This window comes from Bdellovibrionota bacterium (assembly GCA_035292885.1).
Lineage (GTDB): Bacteria > Bdellovibrionota_G > JALEGL01 > JALEGL01 > DATDPG01 > DATDPG01.
In genome coordinates, this window is record DATDPG010000063.1 from 1 (window position 1) to 17,459 (window position 17,459).

The window sequence follows — 17,459 nt, forward strand, 5'->3', positions numbered from 1 at the left end:
GCCGCGCAGTTTGCGCTTTCGGTTCTTTCCCGCACGGGAACGTTTGCGCTTCCGGATTTTCTTGGTTCGTCGGTAGGGAGCCGCCATGGTGGGCGGCCTTATAGAACGTTTCGGCTACCTACGCAAGATCAGAGCGTCGAATCCCGCCCCGCGGATGGTCTTTACCGCTTGCACCGCTTGGCTCTCCTCCTCAAACGGCCCGACCCAGATCCGGTGAAGGTTATCGGAGGTTCGGATCTCCGTCGGGTTTTGCGGGAACCTCGATCGAAGCTCGGCTAACTGCCGCCGGGCGTTTTCTTCCTCACGGAAGGCACCGGCCTGAACAAAGAAACTTCCCTGGCTTGAGGAATACCCTAAGAACGCAAGTCGCACCTTTGCCGTACCCTCGGCGACCAGACCGATGTCCTGAGCCGCCGTCAGGGAAAGGTCGATGATCCGCCCTTTGACAAACGGCCCTCGGTCGTTGATCCGGACCAAAGTCGACCGTCCGTTGGAAAGATTGGTCACTTTCACCTGTGTACCGAAGGGGGCACGCCGGTGGGCGGCCGTTCGATCGCGCATGTTATAAACCTCGCCGGAAGCCGTCTTCTTGCCGTCGAACTGGCTGCCGTACCAGCTGGCGTATCCCTCGTCGGCTGAGCCGTCGCGGAACGGCTCGACCCGCTTGGCGCATCCGGCCAATCCAAGAATTGCAATAGACATGACCAGTGTTCCGAGCCCGAGGGAGCTTGATAACAAAGGCCGCCGATGCACCCGGATGGCAAGGCGCGACGACGCGGTCGTACCGGTCGTACGCCGAGGAGGAGTAACGCAGCCAGGCGGGATGCAGCGACGGCCGACTATCAAGATATCTCGGAGTCGGGACACTGGGATGCAATGCGATGAAAAAATGGTTTTCATGAGCTTTGTGTCGCCGGAGCTTCTTTGCTAAAAGGTAAGTCCCGGCACGCGAGAGGTCAAACCCCATGGAGCAATACAAAGTAGTCGAGTGTGCGACCGTCACCGACGAGGAACTGGAAAAGATCATCAATGAGTGGGTGGCTCACGGGTTCCGGTTGGAAGGCATTCAGTTCGCCATGCGGGAAGCGTCCAAACGACCCGCCATGGCGTTTGTTCTGTTCACGCGCCCGAAGAGCAACGCATGAAGAAAGCGGATAACCTCCACCGAGCCTTGGCGAAAGGAATCGATTTCCTGATCGTCGGGACGCTTTGCACGATCCCGTCGTTCGTCGGGATCGTCGCCGGAGCGATGTATATCCTGATCTCGGACGGATTCTTTCGAGGTCAGAGTGTCGGTAAGAAGCTGATCGGCCTCCGCGTGGTCGTTACGCAGGGAGAACCGAAACGCTGCTCGTTCCAAGATTCGATGATTCGGAATCTGCCTTACGGGGTTGCGATCTTTCTCGGCAGCTTTCCGTTCGGATGGTTTCTCTTTTTCACGGTCGGCCTGTTCGTCGTGGCCGTCGAGGCGTACTTCGTTTACGCCGACGATCAAGGGGTGCGGTTAGGGGACATCTTCGCGGACACGCAAGTCATCGACGAGGCCACAACGCAGGCGTAGAGCCATTGCGATTCGCACGCCCCATCGCTCTTGTCGCCCTTCTGTCGATCTGCGGCGGCTGCGGCCCCCGGAAACCGCCCTCTCCGATGAAGGATCAATCGATTTTTTCCACACAGAAACTTCAGATCGGCCTCTTGGATCCGGGACATTACGTCGACCGCACGGCGCTGGATGCTTGCCCCAATGAATATCCGTCCGTCGAAGTTTTAGGCGAGACCTTTGTGCACCGCTCGCTGCGCGACAGCGGAATTCCGGCCGACCGCCTCTATCAATGGGGAGACGAATTCGCGCCGTATGAGAACCTGAAAGGATTTCACCTCCTTCTTCTTCCTTTCCGGAGTCAGGGGCAAACCTACCTTCGGACGGTCAATTATTTCGGGAAATACGTGACGACCGTCCTGCTCGATGTTCGCACGCCAACGTGCGGAGACATTCTCCGGGCCCAGCGGTTGTTCGTGGCGGAATCGATTCCGCCGATTGCGGACGTTCTTGTGGATCGGCGTCCGGTCGGTGAAGCGCCGGTGTGGGCCTGGCTTCGCGATGGAACATACGAAATCACCTGCCAGCTTCCGGGGCAGACGTTTCGGCCGATGCAGCTCACGATTCCCCGTGAAACCCGAATCGTATGCCAGAGAGAAAATGTCGATTCCGCGACATCGGCCGGAAAAGACGAAAAAATGACCGCCGAGGAGGGGGCGGGTGCCGTTCTTATTTATATTGTGGGGGCTGCCGCGGCTGCAGCCGCCATCATTCTGCCGCTGTTGCTCTTTCTCTGAATGGAACGATCACCCGACATTCTTTTTGTCGGACATGTCACCGTGGATCACATTGAAGGGCGAACCCAACCGGGGGGATCGGTTCTTTACGGCGCCCGGGTCGCGAAAAAGCTAGGCCTGGACGCCGCTATCTGGACGTCCGCCGCGAACGATTTTTCCTTTCCGGAAGGAATCACGGTTCAATCGATTCCGTCGCCGGAGACGACGACGTTTACGTTGGAATACGACGAGGTGACACGCGCGCGGAGTTTAGCGTGTCGCCCGATCGCCGATTCGATCACGAAACCCTTCCTTCCGAAGGCGTTTCGAGACTCACGGAGGGTCTTGATCGCACCGGTGGTGAACGAAGTCGGGCCGGAATGTGTGACCTGGTTTTCCACACGTTTCGTGGGCCTAACACCTCAAGGGTGGTTTCGCGACCGAGATTCAAAGGGAGACGTTACGTTCGGTGCGCGCAAGTACAACACGCTCCCGCGAAAGGTCTCACTGGTGGTGGTCAGTCGGGAAGATATTTCAGGCGACCCGTCGGCTTGGGATTGGCTCAAATCCATTGCCGGCGTGGCTGTCGTGACGGATGGTCGAAAGGGCTACACGCTTTCCGAAGGTAAAAAAGAAGAATTCTATCCGCCGCCGTACGTGGCGAAAGAGATCGATCCCACGGGAGCGGGCGACACGTTCGCGACCGCCATGCTCATCGCCCTATCCGAAGGGGCGGATGCTCTGGAGGCGGCCCGGTTTGGCTCCGCGGCGGCCTCTTTCGTCGTCGAAAAGCGCGGCTTCGAAGGGCTGCCCGATCGAGACCGCGTGCGTCGGAGACTGCATCTAAGCACCTAAAATCAGAGAAGGATTATTCATAGCGGAGAAAAAAAGTTCGGCAGACTGATATAATGGGGAATACGCCCCCGGACCCCTTCGATGGGCGAAAAGATGAAACGCAACCGATCCAAAGGAGATCCCGACGACACGCTGATCATGCGTAAGCCGTCCGATCGCAGAAAGCGGGGCCGAACGGAGGAATCGGGCGAGACGGAAGCCGCGGCCGACCACACCGTCTCCGATCTGGCGAACGAGTTCCTCGGAAGTCTCGCGGAACCCGGCGATCGCGATCCGATCTTAGACGACCGCACACGGGTCGGGGCCGATACGCATTTGGGGAAGGTCTACCATCCGGTTTTGGCGGGAATGCTGGCGTTTTTCGTGTGGGGGGCCGGCCTTCTCTACGTCGGCCATCCGATCGCCGCCAGCGTGGTTCTCCTCATTCTTATCTCCTCCTTTGTCCTCTTCACTTCCCTGGGAGGCGTCGCGCCGTTGTGGCTGGGGGACCGTTTTCTTCAAGATGTCGGCTGGAGGTTTCCTCTGGCGGAGAGTCTCGCGTTCGTCGGTTGCGAATTGGTTCTCCTCTGGTGGATAACGATTGTGGTGTCGGCGTCCATTGCGAAAAATTCACTCCTGGAGGATTTTCATCCGGATTCGGAGTCTATCTGGCCGTTTTTTGCGCTGCCGTTGCCGACGCTCAATTTTTATCTTCGCGGAAGGTTTTGGCGAGGGCATCTATTTACGCTGTCGCTGTTCGTTTTACTGGCCGCCGGTATCGCGGTTCGAAAGCTCTGGATCGCGGCCCCTTTTCTTCGTCTCGAAGAAGTCGGCCGCCAAGAATCTTTCTTCATGATGGTTTGCACGCTGGCGGCGCTCGGCGCGCTGGGAACGGCGCTCGGTTTTTTCGGCTCTTTTGTCGGGACGTTTCGTGAAATGGGTTGGATCCGTGGAGCGCGGGAGGGTGCCGAGAGTGAAATTAAATTCGTACTTCTCGGTCTGTTGTTCATCGGCGGGACGTTCTTGTACACACTCTTCGGACCCCCGGGCGCGGTCATTCGCCATGATGGGCGTAATTTCGCAAACGAATTGGCCCGGCGAGGTTACGTGCGGTCGGCGGAAAAAATTCGAAGTCCGCTATTGGTTTGGGAACGGACCAACGAAAGTGTCCAAGATCATTTGTCGCTTTTGAAATAAACCCGGGGCGCTTGAATTATAGAGGCATCGCCCGGATCTTCAGTTCCAGGCCGGGGTGGATCGTGTCATCCGCTGCAAGTCGGTTCCATTTCATGATATCGGCCGTACTCACGCCGAACTTCTTCGCGATATTCCAAAGAGTGTCTCCAGCTTGAACGCGGTAGGTCGTCCATCCCTTATCAGACGGATTGGACGCAACCTGCGGAGCCGATTCCTTTGAAGGAACGAGCATTGCGGGATCGGATCGAGCATACAGCTTTAGTTTTTGTCCCGGCCGGACCGATGACCCATGACTGAGGTTGTTCCATTCGCGGATTTCCGTGACGGTCACGCCGAACCTGCGTGAGATCGACCACAAGGTATCGCCCGGCCGGATCACGTAATTCGATTTTTGTCCTGCCGGCGGTTTGTAAGCGACGCGGCGGACGGTTTCTTCGGACCCGCGATAGGGAACAGCGAGCTGAAGTCCGGGCTTTACCCGGTGGGAAGGGAGTCGGTTAAACGATGCAAGCGCCGTGGTGTTTACACCGTATCGCCGGGCGATCGTGGAGAGCGTTTCGCCGCGCTTGACGACGTGGCGAGCGACCGACGTGACCGATTTTCTCCGAATTTCCGGATAGGCCGCGACAAACTTCTCTTTGTATCTCTTGGGAACATTTAGTTCGTAATTCGGCATGTCCGGCGGCGTGATGTCCCGGCGCAGCTCTGGATTGAGTTCCGTGAGCGTATCGTGGGAGATTCCGAGGACACCGGCGATCACCGAAAGTTCCGTCGGCTCCGGGACCAAGACCTTGTCGTATTCCAGCGGATCTTCGTACTCGATCCCCTCAAATCCATACCGTTCCGGCTCTTTCGCGATCAGGGCGGCCGCGATCATTTTGGGGACGTAATCTTTGGTTTCCGTTTTCAGGTACCGATGCTTCGACATCTCCCAAAAATCTTCGGTGGAGTAGCGCCGGATGGCCTTTTCGATCTTTCCGGCTCCGGCGTTATAGCTCGCGGCGGCCAAATACCAGGAGTTGAATTGATCGTAGAGATCTTTTAGATGTTGGGCCGCGGCGATCGACGATTTTTCGGGATCGCGCCGTTCATCCACCCACCAGGTGACCCGAAGGCCGTATCGGCTTCCGGTACCCTTGATGAATTGCCAAGGGCCGCTCGCGCGTGCGCGGGAATACGCATACGGCTTGAATCCGCTCTCGATCATCGAAAGATAGACCAGATCTTCGGGGAGGCCGTTTTCACGCAGAATTCTGCGCATCATCGGAATGTATTTTTCCGAACGCGCCAGCCAGGCGGTAAAGACCTTTCGTCCGTTCGTCTGAAAATAGCGAATCCATTTTTCGACGTGGGCGTTGACGACGATCGGAATGTCGAACGTGGGAATCTTCGTTTCGTCGATCTTTCCGATTTCGGCTTCGGCCTCCTCCCCGATAATTTTTTCGACCGCTTTCGACGGCTCCTTTTCCTCGGCAAGTTCCGTGGGCGTGGTGCCTTCGTAGAAGGGTGTGACCTCTTTTTCCGTCGAAGAGGTTTCAGAGGCGGCGGGAGGCGCCTTCGGACAGAGCTCGGAAATCGTATTCACGCAAGCCGGTGTCGCGGGGGCTTTGGCCGCCGTTTCGGGGGCTTTGTGATCGGCGCAAGCGACCAGGCTTACGCAAGCTGCCAACAGCGCATTTTTCAACGATCGAAGCTTCATTTAGACCCATTCATCCATTTAAATGCGTGCGATCGGGTGGGGCATAGGCGGAATTCCGGGGACATGTACTTGTTACGTGTCCCCGGAAATTGAAATCGGTACATGCCCCCAGAATTCCGCCGCGCTCCGAACGCGGATCTCCCCAATACTCGGACAGGCTCCTAGCGACGGTTCGAGGATAGGGAATGGGGGTCGGAAAGTCAACGAGCCGGACGCGGAAATGGCTCGGATTCTTCCCGAGTTTCAAGGGTTTATGCTACGGTCAAAAAGCACCCGCATCCCGCACGATGAAATCGCCGATTCTATTTTTCGTGGGCGCACTTTTGTCGGTTCCCGCCGCTTTCGGCTTTACCGATCCCCTGCATCGAACGTATCGAATCCACGCCGATCTTCGCGGTTTCGAGAATCGCGAGATCACCGCCGGGATGGAAATGGATATCGAAAATCGAGGATCCACACCCGTTCAGGAGCTTCGGTTGATGACCTACCCCAACCGGTTCGAGCGGCCGCTCCCGGAACTCAACGATTTAAATTATCGGCGCGTCTATCCGAACGGTTTTTCGCGGGGATCCCTATCGATCGAAGAATCGTCGCTGATCACCGGCGAAAAACTCACCCTTGAGGAACAGTCCATCAAAGGTCTTCCGCCGCGCACCCTCTGGCGGATCGCTCTACCCAAACCGATCGAGCCGAATCAAAGCGTCACCATACGGATTCGCTATCGGCTGAAGGTGCCGAAAAAATATGGAACGTTCGGATATTACCGCGGCGTGCTGACGCTTTCTGGAGGTTGGTATCCGTATATCGTCTCCTACGATGAAAGGACGGGATTCCGGCCCAACGATTTTCCGCCTCCGGCCTCCTGGAAATTGCGTTTTCAAACCGACGTTCCTCTGATCGCGGGGAATCGCATCCTTACGCCGGCTTCCGGAATCGCCGAGGACGACCCGGGCGAGCGGAGGGAGATCAGCCTTTGGATGTCGCGGCGGATGCATGTGGAGCAGATCGCGGGCCGCCAGCAGAAAATTCAGATCGTTTTGCGCAAGGAGCAATCGACGGTCATTTCCCGTGTCCGGGAGCTGGCCGTCAATTGGCTGGATTTCTTGGATCACCAGCCCGCGCTTTCGGATGGGCCGTCGGAAATCTTTTTGGTGCAGGCGCCGCTCCGAGAAGCTTTGGTCACGGAAGGAGAAGGAATCACCTATTTTTCCGACCGAGCGTTCAAACTCTTTCCGACGCTCGGGCAATATCATTCCGTTCCGTTTTTGAGGGGTCTCTTCTATCAATTCCTTTTGCCCGAAGTCAGCCGGCGGGAATCCGCGGCCGATTACGATTGGGTCGTCGAAGCCTTGGCGTGGAACTGGACGCAGGAATTTACGCGCGAGAAAAATTTTGAAACCATGGATGCCCGGCGCCTCGGCCTGGTCCGGGCGTTTGCCTTCCTTCCGGCCGTGGATGAAGTGATCTACGCGCCGCAGTTCGCGTTTTACGACGTCTTTTACGACTTCGTTTATCCGTACGATCCGGTTCGGGACGAGGCTTTGCACTTCAACCATCCCAAGCCGTACGGCCGGGCGATCTTCGCGCATCTCGAAGACGAGGTAGGCGCGGAAAAAGCGGCCGAAATCGCCGGCGGATATTTGGTCCAACCGGATGTTCGATTCGAAGATTTGGCGGCACTTCGGTGTGGAAAAGATCTGTCAGAAAATTTCGTCCAATGGACGACACCGCGCACGGCGATCAATTACGATCTTAAGCGGCATCGTGAACGGAAAACGGAAAACGGTTATGAGCAGGAAGTGACGGTACTGCGGCAGAGTCCGGCGGAGATCGTTGAACCGGTGGAACTTCGGGCGGTGGGCGGCGACGGAGAGATCCGGACTCTCGTCTGGAACGGTGCAGGGAGCGAACATATTTTTCAGTTTCGCACCAAGACAAAAGTGAAGATTTTGGAAATCGATCCCCGGCGGCGGTTGGACGAGAGTCGTCTCGCGGACAACCGGCATCCTCCGAAATACAAATTCGTCCTCACGGAAGTCATTTTGGACTACGACTTCAGCGGAAGCCGGCCATCCTTTTCCGTGGGTACGCAATTTCGGCGATCGTACGGAGGATCGAATCGGTACAACTTCGGCGGTTTCTTGACGACCGATGAATACGGTTTCGGCGTCGGATACACACGCCTCTTCGGCCGATTGATCGACCGCCTTCGGTTAAGCCATGCCATGGGGATCAGTTACGACCTCGTGAGGCTGGAGGAAGATCGGTTCGGTTTTATCGATCCGGCGACGGGGCAGACGCAGATCGTGCAAACCTCTCCCTCGATTCGAACGACTTCCGTGACGGTGAGTTACGGATTCGGCAATCAACTCTCCACGACCAACCCGCTCCAAGGAGGCCACGCCGGTCTGTCCGTGACCTGGGGAAGCGAGGCGTTGGGCGGCGAGGCCGATTACTACCGAACCAGCGTCGGTGGAGGCTGGATCTGGAAAATCCATCCGAGTCATCTTTTAGCGTGGCGTGCCCTTTTAGGCGCTTCCGGACCGGACGATATCCCGACTCAAGTTCGTTACTCATTGGGCGGAATCAATGCGATCCGAGGTCTGGCTGTGGATGATCCGAAACACCAGGGCCGTTACATCGTCCTGGGCAGCGGGGAGTATCGCCATTTCTTGATTCAAGATATCGATATCAACTTGTGGCTCCTTCGCATACGGGATGTTCAGGGCGCCCTGTTTTTGGATGCGGGGAATGCCACCGACACGGTTTACGAGCGGGCCCAGATTCTGGCCAATGGAGGCGGTTCGCACACGACTTTGGGGGATCTGTTCGATCTCCCGTCGTGGTCGAGCGACGTCGGTTACGGGATTCGGTTTCACATCGAATACCTGGGCGTCGATCCCGCGCTGGCTCGATTCGATGTCGCGAAAAGCCTGGACGACGGCAGTCAAAGAACTCGATTTTATTTCGGCGTGACGCAAAGCTTTTAGGCTGGAGCCCGGATCCGACAATATTTGTTTGGTGAAAACCGCTAAAGCTCGCGCGATAGCGCGCCATCCGCGGCCGTGCTCGTCCTCGTCAATGCTCACTTACTGTTAAGTAAGCTGCGCTTGACTCGGCCTGCGCTTGGCCACGGCTGACGCACTCTCGCGCATTTTCCCTCAAAAAATATTGTCGGATCCGGGCTTGGAACAAGGGTATAATGAACGCCATGAGAAAATGGTTCCGGATTCTTACGGCGATGGTTTTCTTCGCCTGGCCTTCCCTGTCGATGTGCGCCACGCCGGATGAAGATGCGATTCAGGCCACGTTGGGGGATTTTTTCCAGATCTACGTTTTGCGCAAGGATCACCGGAGTTCCGAAGACCAGGTCACCGTCCGGAGCGCGGGGGCCGGCCGGTACAGCGCGGAAATTTCGTATTGGCGGAGTCTCAAATCCCGCGATCCGGTGGAAGAGATCTGCAACGCGTACAAATGGATCTTTTTCGGCCGCGGAACCTACGGGAAGGGGGCGCCCAAAGCATTCGAACGATTCTCGAATCTGGATGAAATCCAGCTCCGTTTTTTTGACATCGAATTCACGACGAAGTTGGGGACAAAGCGGGCCGAGATCCTCCCTTCCGAGAAAGTGATCCCGTATTTGAAGATCGGCGTGAAGCGAAGCTCGTTGGAAAAGAAGAAACCGAACTGGTCGGAGATACAGTCCGAACTCTCCAAAGGGCGCTGCGCCAATATCGGAGACCAGTATCTCGATACGAAATGGCTGAACGAAGCTTACATTCGACAGGGAAAGTGATGTGAGTGCCGGAGTTGTTTTTTTGACCGCGGCAATTGCGTTGCTCGGCGCGCCGCCGGCCCGTTCGCCCGTCCAGCCGACGCCCATGGCGCCGCCGACGCCGGCTCTGTCCGAAGATCCACACGTGAACTATTGGATTCAGACGCTTGCCAGTCACCCGCTGAAGATGATCCGAAAAAATGCGGCCCGGCAGTTGGGATCGATCGGGAATCCGAGTTCCCTTCCGGCCCTTGCGCAAGCTCTCAAAGATCCGTTCTACGGCGTGCGGCAAGAGTCGGCGAGGTCGCTCGGTCTCTTGGGGGACGAGCGAGCTTTGTCGCCGCTCTTCGAAGCTCAGCAGAAGGACACGGACGCCACCGTAAAACACGCGGCGCGAGACGCGATCGAGCGGATCAAGGCCCGTCAGGATTATCAGAAAAAGAAAGAAGAGAAGCGTCAACAACAGGCGCAGCCGAAGTAGTCACGCCGGCTTCTGAATCTTTGCCGGAATCTGCAGCGCGGCCACTTGGATGGTGGCGTGCGTGACCGAAAATTCGCTTCGGAGCCGGTCGGATATTCGGTGAATGATCGATTCGCTCTCCTTGGTGCGCATGTCGTGCACCAAAATGTGCGCGCTGGCCGCATAAAATCCGGAGCTGATCGTCCAGACGTGAAGGTCATGCACATCCTCGACGCCATCGATTTCCAGGATTGCGTTTCGCACTTTATCGAGAGAGATATGGGATGGGGAGGCTTCCAACAGTACGTCTACGGCTGTACGAAGGAGGCGTACCGAAGTTACGGCGATCCAGCCGGCCAAAAGAGCGCTTAGAAGCGGATCGAAAAAGAGCCAATTCGTAACGTACATGACCCCGGCGGCGAGCACGACGGCGACGGAAGAGAGGGTGTCCCCCAGAACGTGAAGAAAGGCCGATCGTGTCGCCAAGTGTTCCATTTGATGGCGAAGCAGGAACATCGAAATCAAATTGACGATCAAGCCCGCCGCGGCGATCGGAAGCATGATGTCGAGCCGGACCGGTTCGACGTGCAGCAAACGATGGGCGGCTTCCCACAAAATCTGAAAGGCGACGAAGAGCATGAGGACACCGTTGACGAGCGTCACGAGGATTTCGACACGGTAGTACCCGTACGTTTTCTGATGCGTGGCCGGTTTTGTCGCCCACCAGATCGACACAAGCGTCAGCACGAGGGAAAAAAGATCCGCCAGCATGTGTCCGGCGTCCGAAAGAAGCGCGAGGCTGTTGGAAATCAAGCCGCCCGCAATCTCGACGATGAACAAGACGAAAGTGATCCCCGCCGCGATTCCCAACCGGTGGCGCGCCTTTTCACGCATGGGATCGATCAAATGGGCGCGGTGAGCCATGAAGATATGATAGCCTACCGCAAGGATGCCCAGAACTCCTCTGGAAAGACTTAAACGAAAACGGGTGGAAGTGCGCGCGAACGGGCTGACGTACCGGGGTATTCTACTGGAAGCGACCGAAACCGAGATGACGCTCCGGGGAGAAACCGGTTTCATTACGCTTCCGATGGATCGGATCGCGTCCGTGCGGGATCCAAGTGCGCCGCTCAAAAAGGAGGAACTTCGTTTTGTCGATTCGTCATTTTATGCCGCGGATACCCCGGCCAACCTTACAGTCCCAGCTTCGCCTTCTGAAGTGTCCGTAAAGCCGGAGACCACGCCAGCTTCACCTTTAGACGAAGATCCAAAAAAGCAAAATTAACCTCGGATGCCGAATTTATGACTTTCGGGTTTTCCGAGGAGCGCTGTCGAGGCGTTTTTCGGCCAGTTGAACGGCGACGTCCGACGTCGGACGTTTTTCCTTTTGAGAGATTTCGAGAATTTTCGTGATCGTATTGAAGATGTTTCGTGTTTTCGTTTCGACCTTGGTCCAGTCGAAGTTGTCGGTTTCCAGGCCCATCTGAATCAGGCCGCCGGCGTTAATCGCAAAATCAGGCGCATAGACGATTTCCCGAGCGTGAAGTTCCCGGCCGATTTCCTCCGAGGCGAGCTGATTGTTGGCGGCGCCCGCGAGAATCCGGCACTTGAGTTTTTTGATCGTTTCCGCATTGATCACGCCGCCCAGCGCGCAGGGAGCCAAGATATCGCACTTGATGGCGAAGATTTCTTTGGAATCCACCACCTCCGCGCCCAGTTCGTTTGTAGCCCGTTCCAAGTTCGCTCGGTTCGTATCGGCCACGACCAGCGAGGCGCCTAATTCACGCAGGCGTTTGGCCAAGGGCCGCCCAACATGGCCGAGGCCCTGGATGGCCACGCGCTTTCCGGCGAGATCCGCCGAGCCAAAGACAAATTTCGAGCAGGCCCTGATTCCTTCGGCGACGCCCAACGCCGTCATCGGGGAAGGATCGCCGCTGCCGCCGTTCGCTTCCGTTACGCCGACGACGTGGCGTGTGGTTTTTCGAATCACATCCATGTCTTCAGCGGATGTTCCGGAGTCGACGGTCGTGATGTAGTTACCGTTCAAACGATCGACGAAGGTTCCGTAGGCCTGAAGGAGGGCCGGCGTCTTATCCGTCGAAGGATTCCCGAGGATTACGGCCTTTCCACCGCCCAAAGGAAGGTCGGCAAGAGCCGCTTTGTACGTCATTGCACGCGCGAGGTTCAGGGCATCCGTCAGGGCGTATTCCTCGGTCGGATAGGCATAAAAACGGGTCCCGCCGAGTGCCGGACCAAGCCGAAGATCATGGAGGGCGATAATGGCGCGCAAGGAGGTGGTCCGATCGGTGCAGAAGACGACCTGCTCGAACCCATCCGACTGCATCCGCGGAAACAATTCCGTTCCGCCGTCGTGCCGAGGTTCCGCCCTTTTCGCTGTCATGAAAGTCCGATTCTCCTCATTTTCCCCGTGCCGGGAGCTGGAAGCCGAAGATTTACTAGTGGATGCGAGAGGCGGAGTCAAGGTTCGAGGCGCTTCGTGCAACCGCAGGCTCTCGAACCAATGTTCCAAAATTCTCGAAAAGAGATCCGGCGAGATACGGCGTGTTTTTGCGGTCGGATCTCCGGCGCTTTCGCAGGTAACTGTTGATGATCTTTCCTTGGGCGTTTCGATGTTGATGCGGAAAATCGAGATTCATCACATATCGCCCGACACCGTGGTGCACATTATGAATGAACGTCACCGTCCCGTCCGAATCGACCTCTTCCACGATGCCGATGTGCGTGAGGTCATCGTTGAGCAGACCGTCGCGGTCCCGATCGTAGGTGTTGGAAAAAAAGATTAGATCGCCTTGTCCGGGAGGCGTCATGGTGTAAAGAGTTCCGTAGCGTCCCACAAACTCGCGGACGATGCGGACGCCGTTGCCCCGGATCTCCAGTTCGCTTGCCCCGCCGAACACATCGATGCCGTTTTTCAACAACACGGCGCCTACCAGGCCGCTGCAATCAAACGGAAATCGCCGCCCATCGACCATAAGATCGTGAGCGTAAATGAAGTTGCGGGCGTCCTGTACGATCCGCCCCCGTTTCGCCCCGGTTTCCAAGCCGTCCCACTCCGCCATATGCGGTTTGGGGCCGAAATGACAAGCCGAAAGCGCGACAAGGAACAGGACTGCCATTCCGAGCAGAGCCGACCGACGTCGCATGCGGCAAAAAGTGTAGCAGCTTCCGGCTTGACATTCTAATGAACCGCGGCGAAATGGAGTCCGTGGACGCCAAAGACTGCCTCTTTTGCCGGGTCATCAAGCGGGAACTGGAATCCCAGGTGGTTTATGAAGACGACCTCGCGGTGGCTTTCCAAGATATCAACCCCCAAGCCCCGGTTCACCTTCTGGTCGTTCCTCGAAAACACATTCCGTCGCTCGCCGTAACGGAGGAGGCTGACGAAGCGTTGCTCGGCCATGTCTTTATGGTCGCGCGCAAACTAGCGGAACGGGAGAATCTCAATAAGAACGGCTACCGAGTTGTCCTCAATACCGGCAGTTACGCCGGCCAGACGGTCTTTCATATTCACGTTCATTTATTGGGCGGTCGCTCTTTTCATTGGCCGCCGGGATAAGACCGGCTCGCCGGCCGTCTATCAAGATATGTCGGAGTCGGGGCACTAAATTGGATCGGTTTCAACGCGTGGTCTTGGATTTGGTGGCTCCGGTTTTGGGCCGCACACCCGAAGATCTGGAACCCCTGATTGAAATTCCGCCGGATCTGAACAAAGGGGATCGGGCGCTCCCCTGCTTTCGATTTGCCAAAGAAGAAAAGTGTTCGCCGCAGGAGCTGGCCACCCGCTGGAAAAAAGCGATCTGTTCGAAACGACTTCCCGAAGAGATTGAAAGAATCGAAGCCGCGGGCGGATACCTAAACTTTTTCATCACGAAAAGAATTCTCACCGCGGAAGTTTTGCAGGGAATATACGCCAGCCAGGGGAAATACGGATTCGAGAAAAGAAAAAAGCCGCCGGTGGCCGTGATCGAGTTTTCGTCGCCGAACATCGCCAAGCCTTTCTCCATCGGCCATCTTCGATCCACGAACATCGGCGCGGCCCTCGCCCGGATTTTTGAAGCCCGGGGGTGGCGGGTCATTCGAATGAACCACCTGGGAGACTGGGGTACGCAGTTCGGCAAACTGATGGCGGCATACCGCCGATGGGGAAACGCCGAAATGTTGCGCGAAGATGCGATCTTAAACCTCTACAAGCTTTACGTGCGGTTTCATGAGGAGGAAGTCAGCGACCCCACGCTCATCGAAGAGGCGCGAGACTGGTTTTCCCGCCTGGAGAGCGGCGATGCCGAAGCGAAAGAGCTTTGGCAGTGGTTTCGCGATCTCACGCTGGCTGAACTCAAGCCTCTCTACGACCGCCTTTCCGTCGAATTCGATTACCTTTGGGGAGAAAGTTTCTACATCGACAAACTACCCACCGTTCTTAAAGAACTTGAGACGAAGGGTTTGCTGAAGGAAAGCGATGACGCGACGGTGATCGACCTCGAACCTCACGGCCTTCCCACCGCGCTGGTCCAGAAAAGTGACGAAAGCTCGCTCTACCTGACGCGAGATTTGGCGGCGGCGATCATCCGGTTTCGTCAGTTTGCGTTTGATCGGATGATTTATGTCGTCGGGTCGCCGCAGCGTTTGCATTTTCAGCAAGTGTTCAAGGTGCTCGAGCTTCTCGGGCACGAGTGGGTGAGCCGATGCGAACATGTTCCGTTCGGCCATATCTCGTTCGGGGATGAAGGGATGTCCACGCGGAAAGGAAATGTCGTCTTCCTCGCCGATGTGCTCGACCGGGCCGAGCAGATGGCTCGAAAAATCGTCGAGGAGAAAAACCCGAATCTGGAGGAAAAAGAGGCCGTCGCAAAGGATGTAGCGTTGGCCGCCATCCTCTTCGCTGATCTAAGCGCGAAACGAGTGAAAGATGTCCGGTTTTCGTGGGAGGAGATGTTGTCTTTCGACGGCGAGACCGGGCCCTATCTTCAGTACACATTGGTTCGCACGGAAAGCCTGATTCGAAAGTACGACCGCCCGATCGACGGAAAAGCGAACACGGATTTGCTGAGCACATCGGAAGAGAGTGCGTTGATCCGCGAACTTTCTCTTTTCCCGGTTGTGCTTCGGCGCTCGGAGTATGAACGGGAGCCCTTTCTAATCGGCCAACAAATGATTTCACTGGCCCGACAATTCAACCGGTTTTACGCCGCTCATCGAATCGTGGACGCCCCGGAGGGGACCAATCACGCGAGAATGCTCCTGGTGTCGGCCGTGCGGGAAGTTCTCATCACGGGTCTCAAGCTTCTTGGAATTCCAACGCTCAAAAGGATGTAGCGATCCTTTCAATGAATCTGGGCGAACGATTCTTTCAGACTGTTTCCACCCACGCCGACCGGAAGGCGCTTCGGTGGAAGGAGGAGAACGGCTGGCGGAGCTGGACCTACGCCGAAATGGGCGATCAGGTTCGAAAATACGCACGAGGTCTCCTGGCGCTCGGACTCTCCAAGGGGGATCGTGTCGCGATTTTGAGCCGTAACCGACCCGAGTGGGCTGTCGCCGATTTGGGCGCTGTTTCTATCGGTTGTGTGACGGTTCCAATTTATTCCACCAGCACGCCTGAAACGATTCGCCATATTCTGGATCACAGCGAAAGCCGCATCTTGGTCCTTTCGGCGGGGGACTCCTTCGATTGGTCTCGGTCCAGGCGCGAGCAATTCCCTCGGCTCGACCATGTGATTTTGCTGGATCCGGCCCCTGGGAACTCAAAAGACCCGGGGATCCGTTCGTTTTCAGACATCATGGGGATGGGACAGGGGGTTCCGGCCGAGGACGTTGAAAAAGCGATGGATCGCGTCGATGCGAGTGACATTTCGACGTTGATGTACACGTCGGGGACGACGGGAAAGCCGAAAGGGGTCATGTTGACGCATCGGAATGTCGAGACCAACGCTTCGTCGATGACCGGTTGTTATCCCGTCGGGCCGAGCGATGTCGTTCTCTCTTCGCTTCCAATGAGTCACGCGTTCGAGCGAACCATCGGAATGTACATGATGCTCTTCGCGGGAGCGGAGATCGCCTACGCGGAAAGCTTGGCCACGGTCCCGCAAAATCTATTGGAGGTTCGGCCGACGATCATGCTTGCGGTTCCCCGAATGCTCGAGAAATTTTACGGCCGAATACACGAAGCCATGGACCAAAAGCCAACGTTGATCCGATGGCTGTTTAAACGTTCAGTTCGCCACGCGGAGAAATGCAGGTGTCGGACCTTGTGCCCTTGGGTTCGAGGAAGTGATCGGCTCTTTTTTAAGAAAATTCGCGAGAGAATGGGAGGCCGAATGCGGCTCATCGGTTCAGGAGGAGCCGCGCTCTCCGAGGGAATCGCGAGGTTCTTCGGCGCCGTGGGCCTCAATGTCCTTCAAGGCTACGGTCTTACGGAAACCTCGCCGGTCATGGCGGCGAACCGCCCGGATCGCAATCGTTTCGGGACGGTCGGGCCGGCGATCCCCGACGTCGATATCAAGATTGCGGACGACGGCGAGGTCCTGGTGAGGGGTCCGAACGTCATGAAGGGGTATTACAAGGATGCGGGAGCGACAGCGGAAGTGTTCACTCCCGGCGGTTGGTTCAAGACCGGCGATATCGGCGAGATCGATGCCGACGGATTCTTGCGAATTACGGATCGAAAAAAAGAGATGATCAAGACGTCGGGAGGAAAATACATCGCGCCTCAGCCGATGGAGAATGAACTTAAACTGTCGCCTCTTATAGAGCAGGCCTGCATTGTCGGGGAGGGCCAAAAATACGTGGCGGCGTTGATCGTTCCCAACTTTTCCCTTTTGGAAACCCGGACACGCGAAGAGGGAATTCAGGCCGCCACGCGGGGTGACCTGGTCGCTAACTCGACCGTGCGCGAGTGGTACTCGGACCTAATCAAGAAATTCAACGAGAACCGGGCATCGTATGAAACGATCAAAAGGTTCGAGTTACTCTCCGACGAGTGGACGATTCAAGACGGAGAAATAACGCCGACGTTAAAATTGCGCCGAAAGGTCATTGCGGAACGCCACGCGACCGCGATTGAGAATTTATTTCGATAGTGATCGTAGAACCGAGAATTTACCCATATCGAATCGCGATGCAGTTCGCAGCTGACTCTCTGGCCTAAGAGCGGCCGAGAA

Annotated in this window: 17 protein-coding genes; 12 read left to right on the forward strand and 5 right to left on the reverse strand. The window is 56.6% G+C overall.

The window, feature by feature from the left end; all coding sequences use genetic code 11:
• Positions 1-114: 114 nt before the first annotated feature.
• The gene (locus VI895_04980; GenBank protein ID HLG19157.1) at positions 115-702 is read right to left on the reverse strand and encodes a septal ring lytic transglycosylase RlpA family protein; all 588 of its coding nucleotides are present in this window, start codon (positions 700-702) and stop codon (positions 115-117) included.
• Positions 703-965: 263 nt separating this feature from the next.
• Here VI895_04980 and VI895_04985 point away from each other — a divergent pair, with 263 nt between their 5' ends.
• From VI895_04985 to VI895_05005, 5 genes are all read left to right on the forward strand, one after another.
• Positions 966-1,145, forward strand: coding sequence for a DUF4177 domain-containing protein (locus VI895_04985; GenBank protein ID HLG19158.1), 180 nt, complete (start codon positions 966-968; stop codon positions 1,143-1,145).
• Positions 1,142-1,561 (forward strand): RDD family protein, encoded by a 420-nt coding sequence (locus VI895_04990; protein ID HLG19159.1) that lies wholly within the window; start codon positions 1,142-1,144, stop codon positions 1,559-1,561. The genes VI895_04985 and VI895_04990 overlap by 4 nt, the downstream gene beginning before the upstream one ends.
• Positions 1,562-1,566: 5 nt before the next feature.
• Entirely contained in the window at positions 1,567-2,337 is a 771-nt protein-coding gene (locus tag VI895_04995; protein ID HLG19160.1) for a hypothetical protein, read from the forward strand.
• Entirely contained in the window at positions 2,338-3,171 is an 834-nt protein-coding gene (locus VI895_05000) for a PfkB family carbohydrate kinase (protein HLG19161.1), read from the forward strand.
• 93 nt (positions 3,172-3,264) lie between these two features.
• Positions 3,265-4,347 (forward strand): hypothetical protein, encoded by a 1,083-nt coding sequence (locus VI895_05005; GenBank protein ID HLG19162.1) that lies wholly within the window; start codon positions 3,265-3,267, stop codon positions 4,345-4,347.
• Between the two features lie 16 nt (positions 4,348-4,363).
• On the opposite strand, the gene VI895_05010 is transcribed toward VI895_05005, so the two are convergent.
• Positions 4,364-6,046: a LysM peptidoglycan-binding domain-containing protein gene (locus VI895_05010; protein HLG19163.1), complete on the reverse strand. Its 1,683-nt coding sequence runs from the start codon at positions 6,044-6,046 to the stop codon at positions 4,364-4,366.
• A 287-nt stretch (positions 6,047-6,333) separates the two neighbouring features.
• Here VI895_05010 and VI895_05015 point away from each other — a divergent pair, with 287 nt between their 5' ends.
• The 3 genes from VI895_05015 (at position 6,334) to VI895_05025 (ending at position 10,302) form a co-directional block, all read left to right on the forward strand.
• Positions 6,334-9,036 (forward strand): BamA/TamA family outer membrane protein, encoded by a 2,703-nt coding sequence (locus VI895_05015; protein ID HLG19164.1) that lies wholly within the window; start codon positions 6,334-6,336, stop codon positions 9,034-9,036.
• Positions 9,037-9,257: 221 nt separating this feature from the next.
• The gene (locus VI895_05020) at positions 9,258-9,842 is read left to right on the forward strand and encodes a hypothetical protein (protein ID HLG19165.1); all 585 of its coding nucleotides are present in this window, start codon (positions 9,258-9,260) and stop codon (positions 9,840-9,842) included.
• A 1-nt stretch (position 9,843) separates the two neighbouring features.
• Entirely contained in the window at positions 9,844-10,302 is a 459-nt protein-coding gene (locus tag VI895_05025; protein ID HLG19166.1) for a HEAT repeat domain-containing protein, read from the forward strand.
• On the opposite strand, the gene VI895_05030 is transcribed toward VI895_05025, so the two are convergent.
• Positions 10,303-11,205 carry a cation diffusion facilitator family transporter gene (locus VI895_05030; GenBank protein ID HLG19167.1) on the reverse strand — a complete coding sequence of 301 codons (903 nt, stop codon included), beginning with the start codon at positions 11,203-11,205 and terminating at the stop codon, positions 10,303-10,305.
• A 25-nt stretch (positions 11,206-11,230) separates the two neighbouring features.
• On the opposite strand from VI895_05030, the gene VI895_05035 reads away from it, so the two are divergent.
• Complete coding sequence (locus VI895_05035) at positions 11,231-11,566, forward strand: hypothetical protein (GenBank protein HLG19168.1); 336 nt, start codon at positions 11,231-11,233, stop codon at positions 11,564-11,566.
• A gap of 15 nt (positions 11,567-11,581) precedes the next feature.
• Here VI895_05035 and VI895_05040 read toward each other — a convergent pair whose 3' ends face one another.
• The gene (locus tag VI895_05040; GenBank protein HLG19169.1) at positions 11,582-12,682 is read right to left on the reverse strand and encodes a Glu/Leu/Phe/Val dehydrogenase; all 1,101 of its coding nucleotides are present in this window, start codon (positions 12,680-12,682) and stop codon (positions 11,582-11,584) included.
• Positions 12,683-12,737: 55 nt separating this feature from the next.
• Entirely contained in the window at positions 12,738-13,418 is a 681-nt protein-coding gene (locus VI895_05045; protein HLG19170.1) for a CHAP domain-containing protein, read from the reverse strand.
• A 65-nt stretch (positions 13,419-13,483) separates the two neighbouring features.
• Here VI895_05045 and VI895_05050 point away from each other — a divergent pair, with 65 nt between their 5' ends.
• The 3 genes from VI895_05050 to VI895_05060 are packed head-to-tail and all read left to right on the forward strand — an operon-like array spanning position 13,484 to position 17,378.
• Positions 13,484-13,858 (forward strand): histidine triad nucleotide-binding protein, encoded by a 375-nt coding sequence (locus tag VI895_05050; GenBank protein ID HLG19171.1) that lies wholly within the window; start codon positions 13,484-13,486, stop codon positions 13,856-13,858.
• Positions 13,859-13,908: 50 nt separating this feature from the next.
• A complete protein-coding gene (gene argS, locus VI895_05055; protein ID HLG19172.1) occupies positions 13,909-15,615 on the forward strand; it encodes an arginine--tRNA ligase in 1,707 nt (568 codons plus the stop codon).
• Between the two features lie 11 nt (positions 15,616-15,626).
• The gene (locus VI895_05060) at positions 15,627-17,378 is read left to right on the forward strand and encodes a long-chain fatty acid--CoA ligase (GenBank protein HLG19173.1); all 1,752 of its coding nucleotides are present in this window, start codon (positions 15,627-15,629) and stop codon (positions 17,376-17,378) included.
• Positions 17,379-17,459: the final 81 nt, after the last annotated feature.